Here is a 25,487-nt window from a genome sequence, read left to right as displayed (position 1 = left end):
TTTCCAAGAGCGGACAGGATGTCCGCGCTCCCAGGGGCTCTCATGAACGCACCCGTCAAAGCCGATCCTGCCGCCCTCACCAGCGCGCTGCTCTATCTCGACGGTGTCGAGGTCTCCTTCGACGGCTACCGCGCCCTGCGCGGCCTGTCGCTGACGGTGGCGCCCGGCGAGATGCTGGCGATCATCGGCCCCAACGGCGCCGGCAAGACCACCATGATGGACGTCATCACCGGCAAGACCCGGCCCGACAAGGGCGACGTTCTCTTCGAGGGCAAGATCGACCTCACCAAGCGCGACGAGGCCGACATCGCCCAGCTCGGCATCGGCCGCAAGTTCCAGAAGCCCACCGTGTTTGACAGCCAGAGCGTCGAGGACAACATCCTGCTGGCGTTGAAATCGAAGCGCGGCGTGATGGCGAACCTATTCTGGGCCGCGACACCGGCGATCCGGCAGAAGGTGGACGAGGTGCTCGAGACCATCCGCCTCACCAAGCTGCGCACGCGCCTCGCCGGCTCGCTGTCCCACGGCCAGAAGCAATGGCTGGAGATCGGCATGCTGCTGGCGCAGGACCCCAAGCTCCTCCTGGTCGACGAGCCGGTCGCCGGCATGACGGATGCCGAGACGGCACAGACGGCGATCCTGCTGAGGCGTATCGCCGAGAGCCATTCGGTCGTGGTGGTCGAGCACGACATGCATTTCGTGCGCGACCTCGACGTGCGCGTCACCTGCCTGCACGAGGGCGCGGTGCTGGCCGAGGGCACGCTCGACCAGGTCAGCAACAACGACCGCGTCATCGAAGTCTATCTGGGACGGTGAGGGCGGGTGCTGTGGTTTGGGATAACGGAGAAGGTGGCGCCGCCCCTCACCTCTATCCTCTCTCCGTAAGAACGGGGCGAGGGGGCGCGATCGTCGAGATTTGCCTGTGAACATTTCATCTCGCCCAGCCGCAGTGCGAGATGAGCGTTCTGAAGAAGGGGCGTGCCCTCGAAGTCCCCTCGCCCCGTTCTTACGGGGAGAGGATAGAGGTGAGGGGCTACGCGACCTCGCTAGAAAGGCAGCAAAGGAGCCTCACCATGCTCGAAGTAACCGACATCGATCTCCATTACGGCGCGGCGCAGGCGCTGCGTTCCGTTTCCATCAAGGCCGCCCCCGGCAGAGTCACCTGCGTGCTCGGCCGCAACGGTGTCGGCAAATCCTCGCTGCTGCGGGCGCTCGTCGGCCACCAGCCGATCAGCAAGGGCCGCATCCGCTGGAACGGCGCCGATCTCACCGCGCTCAGCGCCTCGGATCGCGCCCGGCGAGGCGTGGGCTATGTGCCGCAGGGGCGCGAGATCTTTGCGCTGCTCTCGGTTGAGGAGAACCTCAAGACCGGTTTCGCGCCGCTCAAGCGGGCCGATTGCTTCATCCCCGAGGACGTCTTCTCGCTCTTCCCGGTGCTCAAGGACATGCTGCGCCGGCGCGGCGGCGACCTCTCCGGGGGCCAGCAGCAGCAGCTCGCCATCGGCCGGGCTCTGGTGACGCGGCCCTCGCTCCTCGTGCTCGACGAGCCGACGGAAGGCATCCAGCCCTCGATCATCAAGGATATCGGCCGCGCCATCCAGTATCTGCGCGAGAAGGGCAACATCGCCATCGTGCTGGTGGAACAATATTTCGACTTCGCCCGCGAACTCGCCGACGATTTCTATGTGATGGACCGCGGCGAGGTTGTGATGTCCGGTACCCGCGAGAGCATGGTGGAGAGGGAGGTGCGCAAGCGTATGTCTGTGTAAACGAGCTCGACCAAGCAAAAAAGGGCGCGCGGCGAGCCTCCCCCACGAAGCTGGGGGAGGTGGGCCGGCGAAGCCGGCTCGGAGGGGGTGTGGCCAGAACAAGGCTCGGGAACCGGAGATCAGGTTTCCTTTCGTGCGCCCTATCCTGCCCACACCCCCTCCGTCATTGCTTCGCAATGCCCAGCCCACACAATTGTGTGGGCGATACCCCCAGCTTCGTGGGGGAGGCTTCGCGCCGCGCCCTACGACTTTTCACCCGAACAGCGTCAGCTGCTGAGGCTTATCGGTCTTCTTGCCCTGCTTGTCCTCGACCAGCGGCTTCAGCATCGTGGCGATGCGCCTGGCGAGCCCGGGCTGGTCGGCCTCGGTCAGCGGAGCACTGCCGACGACGTTGCGGATGAGATCGAAGCCGGCGATGAGCGCCAGGAACAGGGCGGCGCGCTCGCCGGTATCCCGCCCTCCGAGCATGGCCGCGAGGGGGCGCTCGAACTGGCCTGCAAGGGCTTCGCGCAGGATGGTTGCAGCGCGTGGATTGGAGGCCGAATGCAGCATTAGGCGGATCGCATCGGGCTTGTCCTCATCAGCCTTGCCGACCATCGCCTGCGCCACCCGGTCCGCGATGGAGGCAGCGTCGCCGCTGAACAGGCTGGTATCGGCAAAGGTGATCTTGACCGCCTCGACGAACATCTCTTCCTTCGAGCCGAAATAGCGGTTGACCAGGATGGCGGTGACGCCGGCCTCACCGGCGATCTCGCGCAGGCCGACGCCGTCATAGCCGGCCCTCGAGAAGGCGAGGAGCGCCGACTGCAGGATCGCCTCGCGCGTCGCCACCGCATTGCGTGGACGCTTGTGCGCGGCAGTCGGTTTCGAGCGGTTGGCGGCCCTGGACTTGTGGGCGGCGGCTTTTTTCTGGGCCATGGCGGTGCCTCTGTGGACCTTGGTGGCGGAGGAGTATACGGGCGTAAAAATCCACGCAAGCGATGTGAGCGGCCATCCACTGCTTTGGTGGAGGCACCCCTTGCTTCCGACTCTGCGGTACCGCCAAGGATTTACCGGCACGCCTGGGATGACGTTTCCACGACATGTCGGGTGCAGGACACCGGCTGGGCCGCAGGCGACAGGGCCCTATCTCGCCTGCGTCATCGTCGCCCATATGTGCCGTAAGGTGGCAGCGAGGTATCTGGGCCGTATCGTTGAACAGGCGCCACGCGAGTTGCTGTTCAGGACGCCGCGCCGCCCCTACACCGCGGCCTTGCTTTCAGCCATTCCGCTGCCCGATCCGGTGCGCGAACGCCAGCGCCGCCGAGCTTCCCTGGAAGGCGAGCCGCCGGACCCGGCGTCGATCCCGGCCGGTTGCCGTTTCCATAAACGTTGCCCGCGCGCAAGCGAACTATGCCGGCGCGAAGACCCGATGCTGCAAGAGGTGGCGCCCGGCCATCAGGCGGCTTGCCATCATATGCTCGATGCCTGAGCATTTGCCCAAGTCCTTTTTGTGACAGTTCTGCTCGATTATGACACAGATTGCACAATTCCTGCTCGCGCATGGTTAAACTAAGTGCATTGATTTAAAAGATAAATCGATAACCGTACCTAGGTGAATCCACCTGCCCGGGTTATAGTCACACACTGCCTGCATTGACGGAACCAAATGAGCCTTGCCCGCGTTTTGTGAGCAGGGTCAATCGATAGGGTGGAGCCATGCCAGACACCTATTCCTCAATTTTCACTGCCGAGGAGCTCGAATTCCTGCGTGCCAACGCTGATGAATATGGCTGGTATGTTTGGAACGACGAAACACGTCCGATCATCGAAGCGCTGTGCGCCCGCCGCCTGATGGCCGCCAATGGCGACTTCAAGGTCGTCGCCAAGGAAGAACATCTGCGGGCCAATCTTGCGGGGCACGGGCCTCGTGTCGCCGATGCTGTCGTGCGTTATTATGAACTGATCGGCACGGGCCGCATCGCGTTTCACGTTTTGCAACACCGCCGCCCCGCCATGACGGCGCCTCCGCTGGCCGAACAGCGCGGCACCCATACTGCTCATATGTGAGATCTGTAGTGTCGCCTCGTAAGACGGGACGCGTGATGTATCCACCCACTTGAACAAAAGCCTTGCCGATGCGGTTAAGGCTCGTGGTTTGGTTGTGCTGTAGAAGATGTTCGCACGGAACTTGCGAGGAGCCCTTTCGGGGCTCTTTTTCTTGGCCTGTCCCATTCAGGCGACATAGCTGCGCAACGTTTCCCGGTTCGCCTTCACGGCGGCGGCGGGATCGGCGGCCGCCTGGTCGGACTCTTCCTCCGGGACCAGCCAGCCGTTGAAGTTCAGACCTGCTGCAGCGACGTCGACCACCGCCGGCAGGTCGCAGATGCCCTGACCGAGCATGCTCCATTTCCCGGCTGCGTCGACATCCTTGAACCGATCGTTTCAAGAGCGGATCGTCCGACACTCACTTGAGTGTCGTGGGGACGTCCGCGCTCCCAGCTACTCCGCCCAGTCCAGCGACCGGTCGACGGCCTTGGTCCAGGCCGCCAGCAGCTTGGCGCGTTGGGCCTGCGCCATGGCGGGATGCCAGCGCTTGTCGACACCCCAATTGTCGGAGATGTCGCGCGTCGAATTCCAGTAGCCGGTGGCAAGGCCGGCCGCATAGGCCGCGCCGAGGGCCGTGGTCTCGATCACCCGTGGGCGCACCACGGGCACGTTCAGGATGTCGGCCTGGAACTGCATCAGCAATTCGTTGACCACCATGCCGCCATCGGTGCGCAACTCCGTGATCTCGACGCCCGAATCCTTGGTCATCGCCTCGATCACCTCATGCGTCTGGAAGGCGGTGGCTTCCAGGGCGGCGCGGGCGATGTGGCCCTTGTTGGCAAAGCGTGTGAGGCCGGCGATCACGCCGCGGGCGCTTTCCTTCCAATGCGGGGCGTAGAGGCCCGAAAAGGCCGGCACGAAATAGACATCGCCATTGTCGGGCACGGTGCCGGCCAGCGTTTCGATCTCAGGGGCGGTCCTCACCAGCCCGAGATTGTCGCGCAGCCACTGCACCAACGCTCCGGCGATGGCGATCGAGCCCTCAAGGGCGTAGACCGCCTTCTCTTTGCCCAGCTTGTAGCCGAGCGTCGTCAGCAGACCATGGCTCGACTGATAGGGTTTCTCGCCGGTGTTCATCAGCATGAAGCAGCCGGTGCCATAAGTGTTCTTGGCTTCGCCCGGCTGCAGGCAGGCCTGGCCGAACAGGGCGGCCTGCTGGTCGCCGAGGATGCCGGCCACCGGCACGTCGGCCAGCACGCCCCTGGCCTTGCCATAGACCTCGCTGGAGGAGCGGATCTCGGGCAGGCAGGCACGGGGGATGTCGAAGAGGTTGAGGATGTCCCTGTCCCAGTCCAGCGTCTCCAGATCCATCAGCTGGGTGCGCGAGGCGTTGGTGACATCGGTGAGGTGCAGGCCGCCTTCGGTGCCGCCGGTGAGGTTCCAGACGACCCAACTGTCCATGTTGCCGAACAGGAGATCGCCGGCCTCCGCCGCCTTCTGGGCGCCGGGCACATGGTCGAGCAGCCAGCGCAGCTTGAGGCCGGAGAAATAGGTGGCGAGCGGCAGGCCGGTTTTGGCGCGCAGGCGATCCTTGCCGCTGTCCTCGCTCAGCCGGGCGACGAGCTGGTCGGTGCGGGTGTCCATCCACACCACGGCATTGTGGGCGGGTTTGCCGGTCTTGCGGTCCCACAGCATGGTGGTTTCGCGCTGGTTGGTGATGCCGACGGAAGCGAGATCGCCGGCGGCCAGGCCCTTCCTTTGGAGGGCGCCGGCGATCACAGCCTCCGTGTTGCGCCAGATCTCGGCCGGATCGTGCTCCACCCAGCCCGGCTTGGGATAGAGCTGCTCGTGCTCCTTCTGGTCGCTTGAGATGATCTCGCCCTTGCGATCGAAGATGATGAAGCGCGTGCTGGTGGTTCCCTGGTCGATCGAGCCGACATAACGAGACATCGTTTGCTCCCGCATTGATTCTTATGGTGGTGCAGGGTTGCCCGCTGGTGAGGGCGGGCGGGGTAGTTTGGAGGTCGACTTCCTGGTCGACATTCCAGTCATACCAACGGCCCTTACTCTTTACCCAATGGCGCAGAATGGTGTTGTCATCCCCGGCGAGCACGTCACAAGCTTTGCTTGTGACTGGGAGGGAAGGGGATGGATCCAGGGGCCAAAAGTCTCAGCTCCATTGGCCCCTGGATTTCCTTCCCCTCACCCTCTCTCGCTTCGCTCAAGAGCGCACTCACAAGCAAAGCTTGTGAGGATACGGCCGGGAATGACAGCTCTTCATTGCCGATGGGCAGGTAGCCAGAGCCATTGGGTCACGCTCCAGCGACCGCGACGTGCTTGCTCGCCAGATAGGCGTCGATCTCACCCGCCACCTCGGCGGGCAGATGCAGGCCGAGCTTGGAGCGGCGCCAGAGGATGTCCTCCGAGGTCACCGCCCATTCCTCCTGGACCAGATAGTCGATCTCGGATGCGCTGAGGCCCATGCCGAAATCCCGGCCGAGATCGGCCAGGCTGTTGGCCTTGTCGAGGAAGCGCATGGCGCGGGTGCCATAGGCCTTGGCGAGGCGGCGCGCCAGGGCAGGGGAGAGGAAGGGCTTGTCCGCCGTGAGCTTGCGGATGAAAGCTTCGAGATCGGCGCCCGGCATATCACCTCCAGGCAGCGGGGCATCCTCCGTCCACGGCCCGCTCCTGGCGCCGAGGATCTTCTCCACATGCTGGAGCATATGCTCGGAGAGGCGGCGATAGGTGGTGATCTTGCCGCCGAAGATGTTGAGGAGCGGCGAACTTCCGATGCGCTCTTCCTTGATCACATAATCGCGCGTCGCCGCCTGCGCCGCGCTCGCCTTGTCGTCATAGAGCGGGCGCACGCCGGAATAGGTCCAGACGACGTCGGCAGGCGTCACGGGCTTGATGAAATATTCGCTTGCCGCCTTGCACAGATAGTCCGTCTCCTCCGGCGTGATCGCCACCTTGGCCGGATCATCCTTGTAGTCCTGGTCGGTGGTGCCGATCAGCGTGAACTCGTCCTCATAGGGGATGGCGAAGATGATGCGCCCGTCAGGGTTCTGGAAGATGTAGCAGCGGTCGTGCTCGAACATCTTGGGCACGACGATATGGCTGCCCTGCACCAGGCGAACCTGGTTCGGTTCGTTATGGGAGAGGACCCCCTCCATCACCTTGTCGACCCAGGGGCCCGCGGCGTTGATGATCAGGCGCGCGGTCACCTCGTTCTCGGCACCGCTGCGCTCGTCGCGCAGGCGGATGCGCCACAGACCGTTCTCCTGCCGGGCCGAGATCACCTTGCAGCGGGTGCGGATGGTGGCGCCCCGGTCGGCCGCGTCGCGCGCGTTGAGCGCCACGAAACGGGCATCGTTGACCCAGCAGTCCGAATATTCGAAGGCCTTGTCGAAGATCGGCTTCAGGGGCTTGCCGGCCTCGTCGCTGCGCAGGTTCAGCGTGCGGGTGGCAGGCAGTTTCTTGCGGCCGCCGATATGGTCGTAGAGGAAAAGGCCGAGGCGCAGCATCCAGGCCGGGCGCAGGCCCTTGAAATAGGGCAGCACGAAACGTAGCGGGCGGATGAGATGGGGCGAATTGCGCCAGAGGATCTCGCGTTCCATCAGGGCTTCACGCACCAGGCGGAACTCGTAATATTCGAGATAGCGCAGGCCCCCGTGGATGAGCTTGGTGGCCTTGGACGAGGTGCCGCTGGCTAGATCGTTCATCTCGGCGAGATGCACCTTGTAGCCGCGTCCCGCCGCATCGCGGGCGATGCCGCAGCCATTGACGCCGCCGCCTATGACGAAGACGTCGAAGGGCGCATCCGCTGCTGGGGCTGGGGGGCTGGGTTGGGAGTGTGTCATCACAGATCGCTACCGCCTGACCGAGTTGCGTGGTGCCGGTCACCGGCTATCGGAACTGTCGAAGTCATGGCATCCGCCTCCCTGCCCGGGACCGTCCCAGCCGGGGTCCCACTGATCCGTTTCTTAAAGTTCGTGTATGCTATCCTTATGTTCGTTTTGTCCTCATTTCCAGAAAAAACGAAAATCATACGGTCCATATGAAAACTTGAGTCGCTTTGTCCCAAAAAATTATGGTAATAAATTACCATAAATGCAACTTGGGCGTCGGGTTGGAAATCAGCAGGCCGGCTCCATCGGTCATTTTCGATAAGAGTCGCATCTTTTTCCAAAACAGGTGATCATAGCGAAAATGCAGGCGAACGCAGGAGGCATGCTGGTTTTTGGGGGAACACGTGTGGCACCGCGCACTTCTGACGCTTGGCCCCGGGGAGCAAAGCCGAGGCTGCGGCGCCCGTGCCGCCGCCTGGTCCGACCCCTTCTCCCTCCGTTTCATGCGGGTCAAGGCGGCCGCACCGTCCAGCCCGTTCTTCGTCTCTTATCCCAGGTGACACAGCGCCATGGCTCTGCCCAGTTCGAAAACCACCGCCCGCCGACAGCAGGAGATCGTCGAGTGGCTGCGCATCAAGGGCCGCGCCACCGTCGAGGACCTGGCGGCGCATTTTGCCGTCACGCCACAGACCATCCGCCGCGATCTCAACGACCTGAGCAGGGCCCAGATCATCGTGCGCGTGCATGGTGGCGCCATGGTCTCCTCAGGTGTCGTCAACCTCAGCTACGAAGCGAGAAAGATGATCGCTGGGGAACAGAAGCAGCGGATCGGCGAAATTGCTGCCGCTCTCATTCCCGATCATTCCACCGTTTTTATCAATATTGGTACCACCACCGAGGAGGTGGCGCATGCACTCGGAGGCCATAAGGGATTGCTGGTGATCACCAACAATCTGCATGTCGCCGCCGATCTCTACCGCAAGGAGAGCATCAACGTCCTCGTGCTCGGCGGCTCGGTGCGCCAGTCGGATGGCGGCATCGTGGGGGCGCAGGTCGTTGACATGATCGGCCAGTTCCGGGCCGATCTCGCCATCATCGGCACCTCCGCCATCGATACCGACGGTACGCTGCTGGACTACGACATCTTCGAGGTGCAGGCCTCGCGCGCCATCATCGACCATGCGCGCAAGGTCGTCCTGGTGGCGGATAGCAGCAAGTTCGCGCGCTCGGCGCCGGTGCGCGTCGCCCATCTCAGCGAGATCGATGTGTTCGTCACCGACCGTCTCCCAACCGCCGCCATCGCCGACCTCTGCCGCGCACACAAGGTCGAGGTGATCGAGACAGGGGCGGTTTCAGCGCTGGAAAGCGACGACGGCGAGTGAGTGGCTTTTCATTATGATGATCATTTTATTCGCTTGCAGAGGGTACGATTTTCGCTCATAACTCGTCTGGGTTGAGAAAAAGAGCGAGCCGCACGTGATGCGGCCGTCCTGATCGGGGGAAGCGTAGCGTGGGTCTTACGCTCGAAAACGTTAGCAAGACGGTCGGCGCGGAGACGCATATCTCCGATGTGTCGCTGACCCTCGAAAGCGGATCCCTCAACGTATTGCTGGGGCCGACCCTGTCGGGCAAGACCTCGCTGATGCGGCTGATGGCCGGGCTCGACCGGCCGAGCGCGGGCCGGGTTGTCGTCGACGGCAAGGACGTAACCGGCGCTCATGTGCGCACTCGCTCGGTGGCGATGGTCTACCAGCAATTCATCAACTACCCCTCGCTCAGTGTCTACGAGAACATCGCCTCGCCGTTGCGGGTGAAGAAGCGTCCGGCGGCCGAGATCGATGCCGAAGTGCGCCAGGCCGCCCGGCTGCTCAAGCTTGATGCGATGCTGGATCGCACGCCGCTGCAGCTCTCGGGCGGCCAGCAGCAGCGCACCGCCATCGCCCGCGCCATCGTCAAGCGCGCCGATCTCGTCCTGCTCGATGAGCCGCTCGCCAATCTCGATTACAAGCTGCGCGAGGAATTGCGCGAGGAATTGCCGCGCATCTTCGAGGCGTCCGGCGCGGTCTTCGTCTATGCCACCACCGAGCCGCAGGAGGCGCTTCTCCTCGGCGGCAACACTGCGACCCTCTGGCAGGGCCGCATTTCCCAGTTCGGGCGCACCATCGAGGTCTATCGCCGTCCGAAGGACTTGGCCACTGCCCAGGTCTTTTCCGATCCGCCGATGAACGTGTTCAGCGCCCGCAAACAGGGTAGCGATCTGCGGCTGCCTACGGGAGAAGTCGTGCCGGCGTCCGGCACCACGGCTGGCCTTGCAGATGGTGACTACCATCTCGGTATCCGGCCCAATCATCTCCTGCTCGAGCCGCCCGGCCAGGACGCCCTGCGCCTGCCCTCGATCGTCTCGGTCACCGAGATCTCCGGCTCCGAGAGCTTCGTGCATGCCGATTATCACGACGATCGCTTCGTCGCGCTGGTTCCCGGCGTCCGCGAGATCGTGCCGGGCGCGCCGGTCGACCTGTTCGTGTCGCCTTCGCGCCTCTTCGTCTTCGACACGGCAGGACGGCTTGCCGCGGCGCCGGTAGCCTAGGAGAGGATCATGGCCGAGATCACGCTGAAATCCCTCGCCCATTCCTACAAGGCGACGCCGTCCCAGCCCTCCGACTACGCGCTCAAGAAGATCGATCACGTCTGGAAGCAGGGCGGTGCCTATGCCCTGCTCGGCCCCTCGGGCTGCGGCAAGACCACGCTGCTCAACATCATTTCAGGGCTGGTGACGCCGAGCGAGGGCGCGGTGCTGTTCGACGGGCGCGATGTGACCCGCCTGCCGACCGAAAAGCGCAACATTGCCCAGGTATTCCAGTTCCCGGTGATCTACGACACCATGACGGTGGCGCAGAATCTCGCCTTCCCGCTGAAGAATCGCGGCATGGCGAGGCCGGATATCGACCGCAGGGTCAGTGAAATCGCTGCGCTGCTGGATCTCGACAAGGACCTCAACAAGCGCGCGCGGGGGTTGACCGCGGACGCCAAGCAGAAGATCTCGCTCGGCCGGGGCCTCGTCCGCCCTGATGTCGCCGCGGTACTGTTCGACGAGCCGCTCACGGTCATCGACCCGGCGCTCAAATGGGAACTGCGTTCGAAGCTGAAGGCGCTGCACCGCCAGCTCGACATCACCATGATCTATGTCACGCATGACCAGACCGAGGCGCTTACCTTCGCCGATACGGTGGTGGTGATGCATGACGGCGCGGTGGTGCAGATGGGCTCGCCGGCCGAGCTTTTCGAAAAGCCGGCCCACACCTTCGTCGGCTATTTCATCGGTTCGCCCGGCATGAACCTGATCAAGGCCACGGTCGAGGGTCGCTCGGCCCGGGCCGGCGCGGTGACTATTCCGCTGGAGCGGGCCTATCGCGGATTGCCGGCCGGGGATGTCGAAGTCGGCATTCGGCCCGAGCATGCGCTGCTGGCAGAACCCGGGCAGGGGCTCCCCGTCAGCGTCAGGCGGATCGACGATCTCGGCGCCCGCCGCATGGCGCGCGTCGACCTTGGTGGCACTCCCATCATCATCACGGCTCCGGACGGGCTGGAACTCGCCGGTTCCGAAGCCGGCATGATCTTCGATGCTCGCAACATCCATGTCTATGCCGGCGGCGTCCGCGTCGAGGGGGAGGCTGCCTGATGGAAAAGCCGATCAACAATCGTGCCTGGTTCTTCGTGCTGCCCGTGCTCTTGATCGTCGCCTTCTCGGCGGTGATCCCATTGATGACGGTCGTGAACTATTCGGTGCAGGACACCTTCGGCAACAACCAGTTCTTCTGGAATGGCATCGGCTGGTTCCAGGAATTGCTTGATGGCACCACGGATTTGGGCGGGCGTTTCCGCGATAGCCTCCTGCGCAACCTGCTGTTCTCTGCCATCATCCTGGCGATCGAGGTGCCGCTCGGCATCCTGGTTGCGCTGTGCATGCCGCGCAAGGGCATCGCCGTCGCCTTTTGCCTGGTCTCGATAGCCCTGCCGCTCCTGATTCCGTGGAACGTGGTCGGCACGATCTGGCAGATCTTCGCGCGTGAGGATATTGGCCTGTTCGGCTATGCGCTCAACAACTGGCTAGGCCTCGACTTCAACTATGTCAGCGATCCCTTATCGGCCTGGGCCACCGTGGTGGTGATGGACGTCTGGCACTGGACCTCGCTGGTGGCCCTGTTGTGCTATGCGGGCCTGGTCTCCATCCCCGATGCCTACTACCAGGCCGCCCGCATCGACGGTGCCTCGCGCTGGGCGATCTTCGTCAACATCCAACTGCCCAAGATGCGCCGCGTGCTGTTGATCGCCGTGCTGCTGCGCTTCATGGACAGTTTCATGATCTACACCGAACCCTTCGTCGTCACCGGCGGCGGGCCGGGCAATTCCACCACCTTCATCTCCATCGAGCTGGTGAAGTTTGCCCTCGGTCAGTTCGATCTCGGTAAGGCCGCGGCGCTGTCGCTGGTCTACAACCTGATTATCCTCGGCGTCTGCTGGGTGTTCTACACGATCATGGTCAATGTGGATGCGGAAAGGAAGCCGTCATGAGGGGCCGTTCCACCATCATGGCCGTCTATATCTTCTTTATCATGCTGCCGATCTATTGGCTGGTGAACATGAGCCTGAAGACGAACGAGGAGATCGTCTCCTCGATGACGCTCTACCCGCGGACGCTGAACTTCGACAATTATGTCAAGATCTTCACCGACGAGTCCTGGTATTCCGGCTACATCAACTCGCTGACCTATGTGGTGATCAACACGGTACTATCGATCACGCTGGCGCTGCCGGCGGCCTACGCCTTCTCGCGTTACCGCTTTATCGGCGACAAGCACCTGTTCTTCTGGCTGTTGTCCAACCGCATGGCGCCTGCGGCGGTGTTTGCCCTGCCGTTTTTCAACCTCTATTCGGCGGTCGGCCTGTTCGACACGCCCTGGGCCGTGGCGCTCGCCCATTGCCTCTTCAACGTGCCGCTGGCGGTGTGGATCCTCGAAGGCTTCATGTCTGGTGTGCCGCGCGAGATCGATGAGACGGCCTATCTCGACGGCTATTCCTTCCCGCGCTTCTTCATCAAGATCTATATCCCTCTGATCGCCTCAGGCATCGGTGTCACCGCTTTCTTCTGCTTCATGTTCTCCTGGGTGGAACTGCTGCTGGCGCGCACCCTGACCAGCGTCGACGCGAAGCCGATCGCAGCGACCATGACCCGCACTGTCTCCGCTTCCGGCATGGACTGGGGTCTGCTGGCGGCGGCCGGCGTGCTCACCATCATTCCCGGAGCCATCGTGATCTGGTTCGTGCGCAACTACATCGCCAAGGGCTTCGCCCTGGGGAGGGTGTGATCATGGAGACGCTCAACACCCTTTTTACCCGGCTCAGCGATCCGGACTCCTATGCCTGGATGGCCTGGACCTGGCAGGTGGCGCTGTTCTTCATCGCGATCGCGCTCCTTTTGGTGATCTTCACGCTGCTGGCGGTATTCCGTCCCGAGACACCGCGGCGCGGTATCCTGACCATCGCCACCACGCGCGGCGACCGTCTGTTCATTTCATTGCTGGGAGCCGCCTTCATCCACGTCATCTGGCTGGCGATCGCGCCGGCCGAGGTGGATTTGTGGTGGGCCTCGATCATTTCGCTCGTCTTTGCCGTAGGGGTGTTCCTGACGGTCTAGAGGAGTAGGGAACGCCGGCTGCCATGCTGGCTTTATGGGGAGGAAAGACTATGCGCTCATCGACAAGGCGCACCGGCTTGGCTGCCGTTGCGCTCGCACTGATCCTGAGTTCCGTCCCGGCATTCGCCGATGACGCGGCGATCAAGAAGTGGCTGCCGGAGTTCCAGCCTTCCACGCTTTCGCAGGAAGACCAGACCAAGGAACTGCAGTGGTTCTCCAAGGCCGCCGAGCCGTTCAAGGGCATGGAGATCAACGTCGTCTCCGAGACCCTGACCACCCACGCCTATGAATCGAAGACCCTGGCCAAGGCCTTCGAGGAGATCACGGGCATCAAGGTCCATCACGATGTCATCCAAGAAGGCGACGTCGTCGAGAAGATCCAGACCCAGATGCAGTCCGGCAAGAACATCTATGATGGCTGGATCAACGACTCCGATTTCATCGGCACGCATTTCCGCTATGGCCAGGCCGTCGACCTGACGGAATACATGGCCGGTGAGGGCAAGGATGTCACCAATCCCGGCATCGATATCGATGACTACATCGGCAAGTCCTTCACCACGGCGCCGAACGGCCATCTCTACCAATTGCCCGACCAGCAATTCGCGAACCTCTACTGGTTCCGGTACGATTGGTTCCAGAATCCGGACTACAAGGCCAAGTTCAAGGCCAAATATGGCTATGAGCTCGGCGTGCCTGTGAACTGGTCCGCCTATGAAGACATCGCGGACTTCTTCACCAACGATGTCGGCACCATCGACGGCGTCAAGGTTTTTGGCCATATGGACTATGGCAAGAAGGACCCGTCGCTTGGCTGGCGCTTCACCGACGCCTGGCTGTCCATGGCCGGCAATGGCGATAAGGGTCTGCCGAACGGCCTGCCTGTCGACGAATGGGGCATCCGCATGGAAGGATGCAACCCGGTCGGCTCGGACGTGGCGCGCGGTGGCGACGTCAATGGTCCGGCGGCGGTTTACTCCATCACCAAATATCTGGAATGGCTGAAGAAATATGCGCCGCCGAATGCGCAGGGCATGACCTTCTCCGAATCCGGACCCGTGCCCGCGCAGGGCAATATCGCCCAGCAGGTCTTCTGGTATACCGCCTTTACCGCCGACATGGTGAAGCCCGGCATCGCCGTCATGAACGCAGACGGCACGCCGAAATGGCGCATGGCACCCTCGCCGCATGGCGCCTACTGGAAGGATGGCATGAAGCTTGGCTATCAGGACGTCGGTTCCGCGACGCTCTTGAAGTCGACCCCGGCTGATCGCCGCAAGGCTGCCTGGCTCTATCTGCAGTTCATCACGTCCAAGTCCGTTTCGCTGAAGAAGAGCCATGTCGGCCTGACCTTCGTCCGCGAAAGCGATATCTGGGACAAGAGCTTCACCGAACGGGCGCCTCAACTCGGGGGCCTGATCGAGTTCTACCGCTCCCCGGCCCGCGTCCAGTGGACCCCGACCGGCAACAACGTGCCCGATTATCCCAAGCTGGCGCAGTTGTGGTGGCAGAACATCGGTGACGCCGCCTCGGGCGCCAAGACGCCGCAGCAGGCGATGGACGGCCTCGCCGCTGCGCAGGACGCCGTCATGGCGCGCCTCGAGAAATCGGGCGTCCAGGGCAAATGCGGTCCCAAGCTGAACCCGAAGACCTCGTTGGAGCATTGGGTCGAGGAAGCCAAGAAGAACGGCACCATCGCGCCCCAACCCGTGCTCGACAACGAGAAGCCCAAGGGCGAGACCATCGACTATGACGCGCTGATCAAGTCCTGGCCGGCAAGTCCGCCCAAGAAGTGATATCTGCATACGAAGAGAGAGGGTCGGGGTAACCCGGCCCTATCGTTTGGAGCTGGGCGATGTCTCTTCTCGAGGCCGTCCGGCTGCGGAGTAGTCGGCCCGGTAAGGCCGCTTCCCGGTGCGAGGCAGGCATCCTCATGGCAATAGGCGGGCAATCTGGAAGCGCTGATATCGAAATCCTCCGCCGCGCCGTCGCAGCTTTCAATGCCGGCCGGTCGGAGGAAGCCTGGCGGTTATGCGCCGCGGGACTTCGCACCGCACCGCGCGATCCGGCACTCAACCATCTGATGGCCACCATCAGCTTCGCCAGGGGCGAGCTTGCGGCGGCAGAGACAGCCATCCTCACGGCGCTCGCCGGGCAGGCGGTCACGCTCCCGCGCCATTTGCTCGCGGCTAAGATCTTCCGCGCCGGCGGCAACCTGCCTGCGGCACTCCAGCACTGCGAGCAGGCGCTCGCGCTTGGACGGACGCCGGAGACCTTGCTCGAACATGCGCGCCTGTTGACCGCCCTCCGTGACAAGGGGGCCGTCGCCGCCTGGCGAGCCGTCCTTGCTGCTGATGTCCGTTCCGCGGAAGCCAAGGCCCGGCTGGGCCGGCTGCTGTGGGAAGGCGGCGAGATTGAAGAGGCCGTTCGCTGGCTCACCGATGCTGCGAACGCAAAGGCGCCTGCTTCTGTGTGGTTCGATCTCGCAACCGCCCGGGAGGACCTGAAGGATCGAAAAGGTGCGATCGCGGCCTATCGCAAGGCTCTCTCCATCCGCCCGGATTTCGCCGAAGCCGCAGTCAACCTTGCGATTCAGCTGCAGGAAGAGGGCGACATGGATGCCGCAATGATCGCCTACGGTACCGCCTACAAGCAGAAACCTGCGACCCTCGGCATGATCGCCATGGCGCTGACATCGGCGCAGACCGGTCGGCTCTGGCTGGATCGCGAGGCGCTGCGGCACTCACTCGGCGGATGAACGCCGGCGCTTGGCGCGAAAGCGCTTTCTGTAGATGCCCGGTTGGGCGAGGACCTCGGCAACGGTTGATTCATAGGCAGTTTTCGCAGGGCCTTCGAGTTGCTCGAAGACGAGATCGGGCTGCTCTCTCGGCACAATCAGGCATTGCGCGACCGGTGTCCCTCTGGGCAGAACGCCGTTGAACGCCCGGTCGGTCCATACAGCCGGAAAATTGATGCCGCCATCGTGAAACCGGTCCGAATCGACCAACCCTGTAATCAATCGGAACGGCAGATCGTCGCGATTGATGGGGTGAACGGCCAGCAGCGACCAACCCTCCTCAAGCTCGATCGTCCAGAAGCTGTTGAATTTGAGAGCAGCCTGGCCGTCGGCAAAGGGCGCTCCCACCAGTTGCTCGGGAACATGGAAACTCAAGGGCGCGCGCGGATGCCCCCTGGTTGCGGGTTCGGGAATGCGCCAGTCCCAGGAAAAGACGCCGTTCTCGACGCTGACATCGCAGGGAAGCGGGATGACGAAACCATGTGCCATGGCGTCGACGAAGGGCGGGCATTGCTTGACTGTGCGGATTTCGCGACCATGGACCTCTGAAAAGGCCTTGGCCGGCATCGACCGCAGCCAATCGGGCAGAATGCCACGCGCAGGCATTGGCCGTTGCAGATAATCCGCCAGATGCGGATCGCAGCGAAAAACGATGCGCAAGGCTGCAGTCCTTTCAGGTCAAATCAATCGCGCGCTGCCCGCGCAACACGCCTGATCCCGCTTACGCTATCGATCAATGCCGTGGAACTGCTTTTGTCATCGGCGACAGGCCGATCAGGCTCCGGCGAGCCAATCCGTTCAGGCTCCGCCAAACAGGAAAAGGCCGGGAAAACCCGGCCTCTTCCAATTGCATGCAAGATGTAAAGCGCGATTGACTGCGCGCGACGGAGTCGGTCAGGCCGCCTCGTAACCGAGGATACCCTTGGTCTCCAGGAAGTCCTCCAGCCCGTATTCGGCATATTCGCGGCCATTGCCGGACTGCTTGTAGCCGCCGAAGGGCATGCCGGCCTCCCAGGCCGGATAGTTGATATGGACATTGCCGGTGCGCATGCGCCGGGCGACCGCGCGGGCCTTGTCGAGGTCCTTGGTCTGCAGATAGGAGGCAAGACCGTAGACGGTGTCGTTGGCCTGATCGATGGCCTCTTCCACGCTGTCATAGGGCAGGATGGAGAGCACCGGGCCGAAGATCTCCTCGCGGGCGATGCGCATGTCCGACGTCACATTGGCGAAGACGGTAGGGCGCACATAATAGCCGCGGTTGAGATCGGCAGGACGGCCGGGGCCACCGGTGACGAGAGTGGCGCCCTCGGCGATGCCGCTTTCGATCAGGCCCTGGATCTTGTCATACTGGATCTGGCTGACCACCGGGCCGAGATTGGTGCCGGAGGCGTCGGCCGCGCCGACCACGAACTTCTCGGCCGCCGTCTTGGCGAGCTCGGCTGCCTTGTCATGATGCTCGCGCGGCACGAACATGCGGGTGGGCGCGTTGCAGGACTGGCCGCTGTTGCCGAAGCAGCCCCTGACGCCCTTCGGCACGGCATCGGCGAGGTCCACATCAGGGAACAGGATGTTGGCCGACTTGCCGCCGAGTTCCTGATGCACGCGCTTGACGGTATCCGCGGCGGCCTTGGCCACCATGATGCCGGCGCGGGTGGAACCGGTGAAGGACATCATGTCGATGCCGGGATGGGCGGAAAGGGCCTCGCCGACCGTGGGGCCGTCGCCGTTGATGAGGTTGAACACGCCCTTCGGCGTACCGGCCTCGTCCATGATCTCGGCGAAGATGATGGCATCGAGCGGGGCGATCTCGCTGGGCTTTAGCACCATGGCGCAGCCGGCGGCAAGGGCAGGGGCGACCTTGCAGGTGATCTGGTTGAGCGGCCAGTTCCACGGGGTGATCAGGCCGACGACGCCGATCGGCTCCTTCACCACCACCGAGGTGCCCTTGGCGTGCTGGAACTGGAAGGATTTGAGCACTTCGGCCATCTTCTGGAGATGGGCGAGACCGACGCCGACCTGCGAATCCAGCGCGAACTGGCGCGGCGCGCCCATTTCGCGCGAAACCGCGAGGGCAAGGTCCTGGCTGCGCTTCTTGTAGATCTCGATGATGCGGTTGAGGAGGTCGAGGCGCTCTTCGCGCGAGGTGAAGCCGAAGGTTTCGAAGGCGCGGCGCGCGGCGGCGACGGCCTTGTCGACATCGGCCTTGGAGCCGAGCGAGATCTGGGCGAAGGCATCTTCGTTGGAAGGATCGATCACGTCCAGCACCTTCGGCACCACCGGATCGACCCAGGCTCCATCGATATAGAACTGCAGATTGTGGCTCATCATTCGCTCCCTATGCGATTTTATGGGTGGTATTCAGTCGAATATAGCGGCCGCCTTTGCCTTTGCAAAAGGATTTTCAATAAGGAAACAGCGTCTTTTTGAAAGGAAAATACTTGGGGCAAATTGCTTTCCAAACCGAAAGCCGTTTGCTGGAGAACTACCATACAAGCCGACAATAGCAGCGTGCAAGAGGATGAAAGAGCACAGGCCCGGGAGAGCGCCGGGCCTGCGAGGAAATGATGCCAGTCTCCTACAGCGTGCCCATGCCGCCATCGATCATGATCTCGCTGCCGACCGTGTAGGCCGCCTCGTCCGAGGCAAGGAAGACCACGGCCTTGGCGATCTCGCTCGGCTCGCCGAAGCGCCCGGCGGGCACCAGGCCCTTGATGCTTTCGGCGACACCCTTCAGCTCTGTTTCCGAGAAGCCGAGCTTGCTGTACAGCGGCGTTGAGATTGGGCCGGGGCTGACGGCGTTGAGGCGGATGCCACGGCCGATGAGCTCGCCCGAGAGGGTGCGGATCAGCGATTGCAGCGCCGCCTTGGAGGCCGCGTAGACGCTGGAGTTCGGCATGCCGATATGGGCGTTCACGGAGGTGTTCAGCACGATCGAGGCAGGATTGGCGAGGAGCGGCATCAGGGCCTGGATGAGGAAGTAGGGGCCTTTCACATTGATTGCGAAGACGCGGTCATAGTCGGCCTCCGTCCAGGCCTCGATCGGTTTGAGCAGGGCGATGCCGGCATTGACGAACAGGATGTCGAGCCCGCCGAAGGCCTGCCTGACGGCCTCCGCCACCTCCTTCTGGCCGGCGACGTCCGAAGCGTCCGCCTTGATGACGAGGGCGCCTTCGCCGAGGGCCTTGCGAGCCGCCGCCAGCGTCTCGGGATTGGTGCCGGTTACCGCCACGCGGGCGCCTTCCTGGATAAACTGGCGGGCGGTTTCGAGGCCGATGCCGCTGGTGCCGCCGGTGATGAGCGCGCGTTTGCCTTTGAGCCTGTCCATGATCGTCTGGTCCTTTGCTTGAGATCCGTTTGGATGAGCGGAATATGGCGCAAGACAGGCGTTCGGACTATGCTGCAGAAGATGGATCTATCTTCCGGAAAACCCGAACGATGAAGTTGGACGGTATTGCAAGTTTCGTGGCGGTTGCCGAAGCGGGTTCGATCAGCGAGGCGGCGCGAAGCTTGCGCCTCTCGAAATCGGTGGTCAGCGAAAGGCTGGGGGAACTGGAAAGAAGCGTCGGGGCGAGGTTGCTGCACCGTACAACGCGGCGCCTGTCGGTAACAGAGGATGGGGCGGCCTTTCTCGATCGCGCCCGGCGCATCCTGCGGGAAGTAGAGGAGGCGAGCGCGGATCTCTCCGAGCGGCGGGGCACGCTGGCCGGACCGATGCGCATCGCCGCGCCCATCACCTTCGGCCATATGCATCTGGGGCCGGCGCTCTATCCCTTCCTCGCCGCCCATCCCCAGATCGAACTCACCCTCGATCTCGACGACCGCCGCGTCGACATTGCCTCGGGGGCCTATGACGGCGTGATCAGGCATGGCGTGATCGACGATTCACGCCTGATGGTCTGGCGCCTCGCTCCGAGTCGGCGCCTGCTGGTGGCCTCCGACGACTATCTCGCCCGCCATGGCATGCCGCACTCGATCGCCGAACTCGATGATCACAGGGGCATCTTCTACACCAATCGCGGCGTGGCGGATTGGCGCTTCCTCGGGCCGGAGGGCGTCGAGATCGTGCGGGCCAAGGTGGCGCTGCGCGTCAACAATGGCGCCATGATCCTCGACGCCGCTCTGGCGGGCCTCGGCATCGCCCTGCTGCCGACCTTCATTGCCGGGCCACTCATTCGCACCGGCGGCCTGCGCGTCGTCGATGTCGGCATCCGCCCCGAAGGCGAGGCCATCTTCCTCGCCCATCCCGAAGGGCGGCGCCCTTCCGCCAAGCTGCGGGCGCTAGCCGATCACCTGCGCCGGGCCTTCGGCGATCCACCTTATTGGGAGGAGGGGGTGTCCATCCACGCTCCCGCTTGATAGGAAGGTCCTACATCAAATGCCTCCCAGCAGCAGGATTAACAAATGAGCGAGCTACCCGCGCCCCTGAAGACGCGCCCTCTCGGCAGGAGCGGCTTTTCCGTGAGTTCGGTCGCCTGGGGCATGTGGCGCTTCGGCGGGGAGGATCTCGCAACGGCGCAGAAGCTGGTGGAGACGGCGCTCGAAGCCGGCGTGACCCTGTTCGACACCGCCGACATCTACGGCCCGAAGAGCCATGGCGGCTTCGGTGCCTCTGAGACACAGCTTGGCCGGGTGTTCGGCGCCAACCTCGGCCTGCGCGCACCGATGATCCTGGCCTCGAAGGGTGGCATCGTTCCCGGCACGCCTTACAATTCCTCGGCGGCCTATCTGTCCTCCGCCATCGATGCCTCGCTCAGGCGCATGAATGTCGAACGCATCGACCTGTGGCAGATCCACAGGCCCGATATCCTCACCCATCCCAGCGAGATTGCTTCCGCCCTGGAGGCTGCACATCGCGCCGGCAAGATCGGCGCCATTGGCGTCTCCAACTATACGGTGGCGCAGACGCAGGCTCTCGCCGCCTTTCTCAGCCTGCCCATCGTCAGCCACCAGCCGGAATTCTCCGCCCTGCATCTTGATCCGCTTACCGAAGGCATATTGGATCATTCAATCCAGAGCGACATGGCCGTGCTGGCCTGGTCCCCGCTCGGCGGCGGCCGGCTGGCACAGCCTCAGGATGAGCGATCGCGTGCGGTCGTAGCATTGTTCGACGCCAAGGCCTCCGAGACGGGAGTCTCGCGCACCGCCGCGGCGCTGAGCTGGCTGATGGCCCACCCCTCCCGCACCATCCCGATCGTCGGCACCCAGAACCTCGACCGCATCCGCGAGATACCGCAGGCCTATGTGCCGCGCTGGGGCCGGGCGGAGTGGTACGCGGTCCTGGTCGCCTCCCGCGGCGAGAAGCTGCCGTAGCTGGGAGCGCGGACGTCCCGTCCGCTCTTGAACCGCATGCGGCATAGAAAAGAGCGTGGCCGACATTCATGTTGCGCCCGCGCAACAGGCGCAATGTTTCAAGAGCGGACGAGGACGTCCGCGCTTCCAGTCATACCGCCAATCCATACTCTCCCGCGCTCTCGCTCAGCCAGTGCCAGAAGCTGCCGGCCATGGAGCGGAAGAGGGCGATCTCATAGGTCGGGGCATCGTCGAGCTGCCAAAGCGTCACGCCGATATGGGAGCAGGCGGTGACGGCAGCATCCCCCGGCCCGAAGACGCGGGGGTGCAGATCGATGTCGAGGCCCTTGGCGAAGGTGTCGCGGGCGCGGGGGCCGCCGATGCGCAGGGCGGCATAGCCGGAGGACTGGTCGGTGACGGCGGCCAAGCCGGCAAGCGCCTGAGTGAGTTCACCGGCGAAGGCGCCCGGCTTGTCGCTTGCCTCGCTTTCCCGCGTCAGCAGCCAGGTGCCGGGGCCGGTGCCGATGGCGGCCAGGTGTCCGGAAACAACGCGTTTGGGGGCGGAGGGCAGGCGCAGGCCATAACCCGCGTCCATGCGCGCCGCGAGTGCTCCCGCCTGGCCCTTGCGGGCGGCAAGGACAATCAGCTCCAGATCCGAGCGGTCCTGGATCGTGACGCCGGTACCATGGCCGATCGGCTTCAGCAGGCCGTCGAAGGCGCTGCGTTTTCCGAGATGCAGCGGGCTGGCCGTGAGGGGATCAGACATGGAGGCGGCTCCCTTCCGGATCGAAGAAGATAGGCGAGACGATCTTCACCTCGATATCGCCGTTGCGCACGGGATCATAGGCGCGCAGCACTTCGCCATGGCGCGAGGGGCCACTGGCTAGCAGGCCGAGGCCGATCCAGCTTTCCAGCATCGGGGAGTAGACCACCGAAGTGACGAAGCCTTCGTCGTTCTTCGCTTCGGCGGCAGCGCCCTTCCTGAGGAAATGCGCCCCGGCGCGCAGGCGGTCGGCCGGGTTGACTGGCTTGAGGCCCACAAGCGTGGGTCGATCGGCGGCTACCAGCGCGGGGCGTCCCGCAAGTATACGACCGATATAATCCTTCTTGGTGGACATCATCTTGCCGAGGCCGAGATCCCTGGCAGTGGTCTGGCCGTTGAGTTCGTTGCCGGCGACATGGCCCTTCTCGACGCGCATGACCCCAAGCGCCTCGGTGCCATAGGGGCAGCCGCCGAACTCGTTGGCCAGCGCCATCAGCGCCTTGAGCAGCGCCAGGCCGTAATGGGCCGGCACGGCGATCTCATAAGCGAGCTCGCCGGAGAAGGAGAGCCGGTAGAGGCGGGACGAGACATTGCCGAGCGGGAGGGGCGCGCACCCCATATAAGGGAAGGCCTTGTCGGAGAGATCGACATCGGGGCCATAGAGCTTCTGCAGGAGTTCGCGCGCCTTCGGGCCGGCCACCGAATATTGCGACCATTGCTCGGTGATCGAGGCGAGCGAGACATCGAGTTCCGGCCAGAGCACCTGGCGGCAGAATTCGAGATGCTGCATCACCTTCACGGCATTGGCAGTCGTGGTCGACATCACGAAATGATCGGGCGCGAAGCGAGCGGAGGTGCCGTCGTCCATGACGAAGCCATCCTCGCGCAGCATCAGGCCGTAACGCGCCTTGCCGACCGCCACGGTGGAGAAGGTGTTGATGTAGACGCGGTCGAGGAAGGCGCCGGCATCGGCGCCCTTGATGTCGATCTTGCCGAGGGTGGAGACATCGCAGATGCCGACAATGGAGCGGGTGGTGCGCACCTCGCGCGAGACGCTCTCCAGCCAGTCCTTCTCGCCGGGCCGGGTGAACCATTGCGGGCGCAGCCACTGTCCCGCCTCGACCATGGTGGCGCCATTGGCAATCGACCAGTCATGGCCGGCGGTGAGGCGCGTTGCCTTGAAATGCTTGCCGCGATGGGGTCCCGCGAGCGCCCCGATTGCTACCGGCAGATGCGGCGGGCGGGCAGCGGTGGTGCCGACATCGGTCATCGAGCGGCCGAGCAGCGCGGCCATCATGGCATGCCCTGATACACCCGAGATCTTGCCCTGGTCCGTCGCCATGCCGAGCGTGGTATAGCGCTTGAGATGCTCGACCGAGCGGAAGCCCTCGCGATGGGCGATCTCGATATCCTTGGCGGTGACATCGTTCTGCTGGTCGACGAAAGCCTTCGAACCGCTCTCGGCCACATGCCAGAGCGGCTTGAGGCCGACCGCCTCGTCCTCGCAGGAGGGCAGGGGGGCGCCGCCGGCGGAAAAGCCACAATCGGCCGCGGCCAGGCGTCCGGCTTCCGCGCCCGTACGCAGGCAGGCGCCCAGCGAGAAATCGCCATTGGCAGCGCCCGCCACCGCCATGCTCTCGGGCAGGTCGCCGGGCAGGAATGCGGCCAGCTCGTCCGACCAGCGCGGCCTGTTGCCCTTGTGGGTGGTGAGTGCAACCTGCGGATTCCAGCCGCCGGAGATTGCGAGGAAATCGGCGGTGATGGTCTCGCGGCTGCGGTCGCCGAGGACGTCCACCGCCTTGATGCCGGAGGCGCCGCCCTTGGCGTCGGTGACGCGGGCGCCTGTTATCACGCGCGTGCCGATCTTGGAGGCCCAGCCGGAAACATCCGGGCTGACCTCCTGGCGGGCGTCGATGATGGCCGCCACCGTCACGCCGGCGGCGGTGAGATCGGCGGCGCTGCGCCAGCCATCGTCGGCAGTGGTGAAGACCACGGCCTTGCGGCCCGGCGCCACGCCATAGCGGTTGAGATAGGTGCGCGCCGCGGAGGCGAGCATCACGCCCGGCCGATCATTGCCGCCGAACACGATCGGCCGCTCCACCGCGCCCATGGCGTTGACACAGCGCCTGGCCATGATGTGCCAAAGGCGCTGGCGGGGCTGGTGCTCCGGCGGCAGCGGCAGATGATCCGACACTCGTTCCAGCGCGCCGTAGGTGCCGCCGTCATAGCTGCCGAACACCTGCGTGCGGCGCATGATCCGCACCTCCGGCATGGCGGAGAGTTCGGCCTCGATTTCGGTGGCGAACACCGCACCAGGCTTGCCGTCGACCTCCTGGCGCTCGGCGAGCAGGCGGCCGCCGAGGCGGAAATCGTCCTCGCAGAGGATGACGCGGGCGCCGGCACGGCCGGCTTCCAGCGCCGCCATCAGGCCGGCAGGGCCGGAGCCGATCACTAGCACGTCGCAGAAGGCAGCAGCCTTCTCGTAGTGGTCGGGATCGGGCGCGCCGCTCGCCTTGCCGAGACCGGCGGCGCGGCGGATCATCGGCTCGTAGACCTTCTCCCAGAAGGAAGCCGGCCACATGAAGGTCTTGTAGTAGAAGCCGCCGACGAAGAGCGGTCCCGCGAGCTGGTTCACCGAGAGCAGGTCGAAGGACAGCGAGGGCCAGCGGTTCTGGCTCGCGGCCTCTAGCCCGTCATAGAGTTCCACCGTGGTCGCCTTGGTGTTCGGCTCGCGCCTTGCGCCCGTGCGCAGTTCCACCAGGGCGTTCGGCTCCTCGGGGCCGGCGGTGAAGACGCCGCGCGGGCGGTGATATTTGAAGGAGCGCCCGACCAGGCGCACGCCGTTGGCGAGCAGGGCCGAGGCAAGCGTATCGCCGGCCAGGCCCTGATAGCGTTTGCCGTCGAACTGAAAGCCGACGGGGCTGGCGCGGTCGAGAAGGCCGGCGGACGGCAGGCGGAAGGAGACGGCGTCGCTCATGATGCGGCTCCCATCGCGTCCTGCACCAGCACGGCTTCCGAGATCGCATGAGTGCGCGTGTTGCGCTTCACCCTGAGCCAGGAGCGGCAGCCGGAGGAGTGGTACCAGAGCTCCTCATGCTCTCCTTCCGGATTGTCACGCAAATAGCTGTAATCGAAGAAGAGTTTTCCGGCGTCGGGCGCAGCGGGATCGGGCCGCACAGGCTTGGCATCGCCGAGATAGGTGAATTCGTGCACGCCGCGCGCACCGCAATAGGGACAGGCAATCCGCATCGAACAGCGCCTTCTAAAGCAAAATGCGTTCAGGTTGGAACGCCATTCC

General features: G+C 63.9%; 23 protein-coding genes and 1 pseudogene. 14 read left to right on the top strand and 10 right to left on the bottom strand.

Annotation, left to right across the window (positions count from 1 at the left end; translation table 11 throughout):
• Positions 1 to 42 precede the first annotated feature (42 nt).
• Together urtD and urtE are read left to right on the top strand one after the other, a co-directional pair.
• Positions 43 to 816, top strand: coding sequence for an urea ABC transporter ATP-binding protein UrtD (gene urtD / locus QQL24_RS13080; protein ID WP_284312557.1), 774 nt, complete (start codon positions 43 to 45; stop codon positions 814 to 816).
• 257 nt (positions 817 to 1,073) lie between these two features.
• The gene (gene urtE, locus QQL24_RS13075; RefSeq protein WP_284312556.1) at positions 1,074 to 1,769 is read left to right on the top strand and encodes an urea ABC transporter ATP-binding subunit UrtE; all 696 of its coding nucleotides are present in this window, start codon (positions 1,074 to 1,076) and stop codon (positions 1,767 to 1,769) included.
• Between the two features lie 252 nt (positions 1,770 to 2,021).
• Here urtE and QQL24_RS13070 read toward each other — a convergent pair whose 3' ends face one another.
• The gene (locus QQL24_RS13070) at positions 2,022 to 2,687 is read right to left on the bottom strand and encodes a TetR/AcrR family transcriptional regulator (protein ID WP_284312555.1); all 666 of its coding nucleotides are present in this window, start codon (positions 2,685 to 2,687) and stop codon (positions 2,022 to 2,024) included.
• 148 nt (positions 2,688 to 2,835) lie between these two features.
• Here QQL24_RS13070 and QQL24_RS13065 point away from each other — a divergent pair, with 148 nt between their 5' ends.
• Complete coding sequence (locus QQL24_RS13065; protein ID WP_284312554.1) at positions 2,836 to 3,240, top strand: oligopeptide/dipeptide ABC transporter ATP-binding protein; 405 nt, start codon at positions 2,836 to 2,838, stop codon at positions 3,238 to 3,240.
• A 227-nt stretch (positions 3,241 to 3,467) separates the two neighbouring features.
• Entirely contained in the window at positions 3,468 to 3,818 is a 351-nt protein-coding gene (locus QQL24_RS13060; protein ID WP_284312553.1) for a hypothetical protein, read from the top strand.
• Positions 3,819 to 3,983: 165 nt separating this feature from the next.
• Here the strand turns inward: QQL24_RS13060 and QQL24_RS13055 are convergent.
• From QQL24_RS13055 to glpD, 3 genes and pseudogenes are all read right to left on the bottom strand, one after another.
• Positions 3,984 to 4,181 (bottom strand): annotated as a pseudogene (locus QQL24_RS13055) (sugar phosphate isomerase/epimerase); the annotation flags it as partial.
• 69 nt (positions 4,182 to 4,250) lie between these two features.
• Positions 4,251 to 5,747 (bottom strand): glycerol kinase GlpK, encoded by a 1,497-nt coding sequence (gene glpK / locus QQL24_RS13050; protein ID WP_284312552.1) that lies wholly within the window; start codon positions 5,745 to 5,747, stop codon positions 4,251 to 4,253.
• A 362-nt stretch (positions 5,748 to 6,109) separates the two neighbouring features.
• Complete coding sequence (gene glpD / locus QQL24_RS13045) at positions 6,110 to 7,657, bottom strand: glycerol-3-phosphate dehydrogenase (RefSeq protein WP_284312551.1); 1,548 nt, start codon at positions 7,655 to 7,657, stop codon at positions 6,110 to 6,112.
• Between the two features lie 557 nt (positions 7,658 to 8,214).
• On the opposite strand from glpD, the gene QQL24_RS13040 reads away from it, so the two are divergent.
• The 8 genes from QQL24_RS13040 to QQL24_RS13005 all read left to right on the top strand — a co-directional run bounded on the left by QQL24_RS13040 (position 8,215) and on the right by QQL24_RS13005 (position 16,098).
• Entirely contained in the window at positions 8,215 to 9,027 is an 813-nt protein-coding gene (locus QQL24_RS13040) for a DeoR/GlpR family DNA-binding transcription regulator (RefSeq protein ID WP_284312550.1), read from the top strand.
• 128 nt (positions 9,028 to 9,155) lie between these two features.
• Positions 9,156 to 10,232 carry an ABC transporter ATP-binding protein gene (locus QQL24_RS13035; RefSeq protein WP_284312549.1) on the top strand — a complete coding sequence of 359 codons (1,077 nt, stop codon included), beginning with the start codon at positions 9,156 to 9,158 and terminating at the stop codon, positions 10,230 to 10,232.
• A 9-nt stretch (positions 10,233 to 10,241) separates the two neighbouring features.
• The gene (locus tag QQL24_RS13030; RefSeq protein ID WP_284312548.1) at positions 10,242 to 11,324 is read left to right on the top strand and encodes an ABC transporter ATP-binding protein; all 1,083 of its coding nucleotides are present in this window, start codon (positions 10,242 to 10,244) and stop codon (positions 11,322 to 11,324) included.
• Complete coding sequence (locus tag QQL24_RS13025; protein WP_284312546.1) at positions 11,324 to 12,217, top strand: carbohydrate ABC transporter permease; 894 nt, start codon at positions 11,324 to 11,326, stop codon at positions 12,215 to 12,217. Before QQL24_RS13030 ends, QQL24_RS13025 begins: the two co-directional genes overlap by 1 nt.
• Positions 12,214 to 13,011 (top strand): carbohydrate ABC transporter permease, encoded by a 798-nt coding sequence (locus QQL24_RS13020; protein WP_284312545.1) that lies wholly within the window; start codon positions 12,214 to 12,216, stop codon positions 13,009 to 13,011. Before QQL24_RS13025 ends, QQL24_RS13020 begins: the two co-directional genes overlap by 4 nt.
• A gap of 2 nt (positions 13,012 to 13,013) precedes the next feature.
• Positions 13,014 to 13,340: a DUF2160 domain-containing protein gene (locus QQL24_RS13015; RefSeq protein WP_284312544.1), complete on the top strand. Its 327-nt coding sequence runs from the start codon at positions 13,014 to 13,016 to the stop codon at positions 13,338 to 13,340.
• Positions 13,341 to 13,390: 50 nt separating this feature from the next.
• The gene (locus QQL24_RS13010) at positions 13,391 to 15,136 is read left to right on the top strand and encodes an ABC transporter substrate-binding protein (RefSeq protein WP_284312543.1); all 1,746 of its coding nucleotides are present in this window, start codon (positions 13,391 to 13,393) and stop codon (positions 15,134 to 15,136) included.
• A gap of 287 nt (positions 15,137 to 15,423) precedes the next feature.
• On the top strand, positions 15,424 to 16,098 hold the full coding sequence (locus tag QQL24_RS13005; RefSeq protein ID WP_284312541.1) for a tetratricopeptide repeat protein: 675 nt from the start codon (positions 15,424 to 15,426) through the stop codon (positions 16,096 to 16,098).
• On the opposite strand, the gene QQL24_RS13000 is transcribed toward QQL24_RS13005, so the two are convergent.
• The 3 genes from QQL24_RS13000 to QQL24_RS12990 form a co-directional block, all read right to left on the bottom strand.
• Positions 16,084 to 16,704 (bottom strand): hypothetical protein, encoded by a 621-nt coding sequence (locus tag QQL24_RS13000; RefSeq protein WP_348536449.1) that lies wholly within the window; start codon positions 16,702 to 16,704, stop codon positions 16,084 to 16,086. The two genes, QQL24_RS13005 and QQL24_RS13000, sit on opposite strands and share 15 nt — an antisense overlap.
• Before the next feature lie 327 nt (positions 16,705 to 17,031).
• The gene (locus QQL24_RS12995; protein WP_284312538.1) at positions 17,032 to 18,462 is read right to left on the bottom strand and encodes an aldehyde dehydrogenase family protein; all 1,431 of its coding nucleotides are present in this window, start codon (positions 18,460 to 18,462) and stop codon (positions 17,032 to 17,034) included.
• Positions 18,463 to 18,712: 250 nt separating this feature from the next.
• Positions 18,713 to 19,462, bottom strand: a complete 750-nt coding sequence (locus tag QQL24_RS12990; RefSeq protein WP_284312537.1) for an SDR family oxidoreductase — start codon at positions 19,460 to 19,462, stop codon at positions 18,713 to 18,715.
• A 110-nt stretch (positions 19,463 to 19,572) separates the two neighbouring features.
• Between QQL24_RS12990 and QQL24_RS12985 the strand changes: the two genes are divergently transcribed.
• Positions 19,573 to 20,493, top strand: coding sequence for a LysR family transcriptional regulator (locus tag QQL24_RS12985; protein ID WP_284312535.1), 921 nt, complete (start codon positions 19,573 to 19,575; stop codon positions 20,491 to 20,493).
• A gap of 45 nt (positions 20,494 to 20,538) precedes the next feature.
• Positions 20,539 to 21,447 (top strand): aldo/keto reductase, encoded by a 909-nt coding sequence (locus QQL24_RS12980; protein ID WP_284312534.1) that lies wholly within the window; start codon positions 20,539 to 20,541, stop codon positions 21,445 to 21,447.
• 130 nt (positions 21,448 to 21,577) lie between these two features.
• Here QQL24_RS12980 and QQL24_RS12975 read toward each other — a convergent pair whose 3' ends face one another.
• The 3 genes from QQL24_RS12975 to QQL24_RS12965 are packed head-to-tail and all read right to left on the bottom strand — an operon-like array spanning position 21,578 to position 25,438.
• Positions 21,578 to 22,192 (bottom strand): sarcosine oxidase subunit gamma, encoded by a 615-nt coding sequence (locus QQL24_RS12975; protein ID WP_284312532.1) that lies wholly within the window; start codon positions 22,190 to 22,192, stop codon positions 21,578 to 21,580.
• Entirely contained in the window at positions 22,185 to 25,166 is a 2,982-nt protein-coding gene (locus QQL24_RS12970) for a sarcosine oxidase subunit alpha family protein (RefSeq protein ID WP_284312531.1), read from the bottom strand. The genes QQL24_RS12975 and QQL24_RS12970 overlap by 8 nt, the downstream gene beginning before the upstream one ends.
• Complete coding sequence (locus tag QQL24_RS12965) at positions 25,163 to 25,438, bottom strand: sarcosine oxidase subunit delta (RefSeq protein WP_284312530.1); 276 nt, start codon at positions 25,436 to 25,438, stop codon at positions 25,163 to 25,165. Before QQL24_RS12965 ends, QQL24_RS12970 begins: the two co-directional genes overlap by 4 nt.
• Positions 25,439 to 25,487 lie beyond the last annotated feature (49 nt).

It is taken from the genome of Labrys miyagiensis, assembly GCF_030160835.1.
GTDB classification, from domain to species: Bacteria; Pseudomonadota; Alphaproteobacteria; order Rhizobiales; family Labraceae; genus Labrys; species Labrys miyagiensis.
The sequence above is the reverse complement of the archived record's forward strand: the minus strand, read 5'-3'. Positions and strand labels throughout refer to the sequence as shown.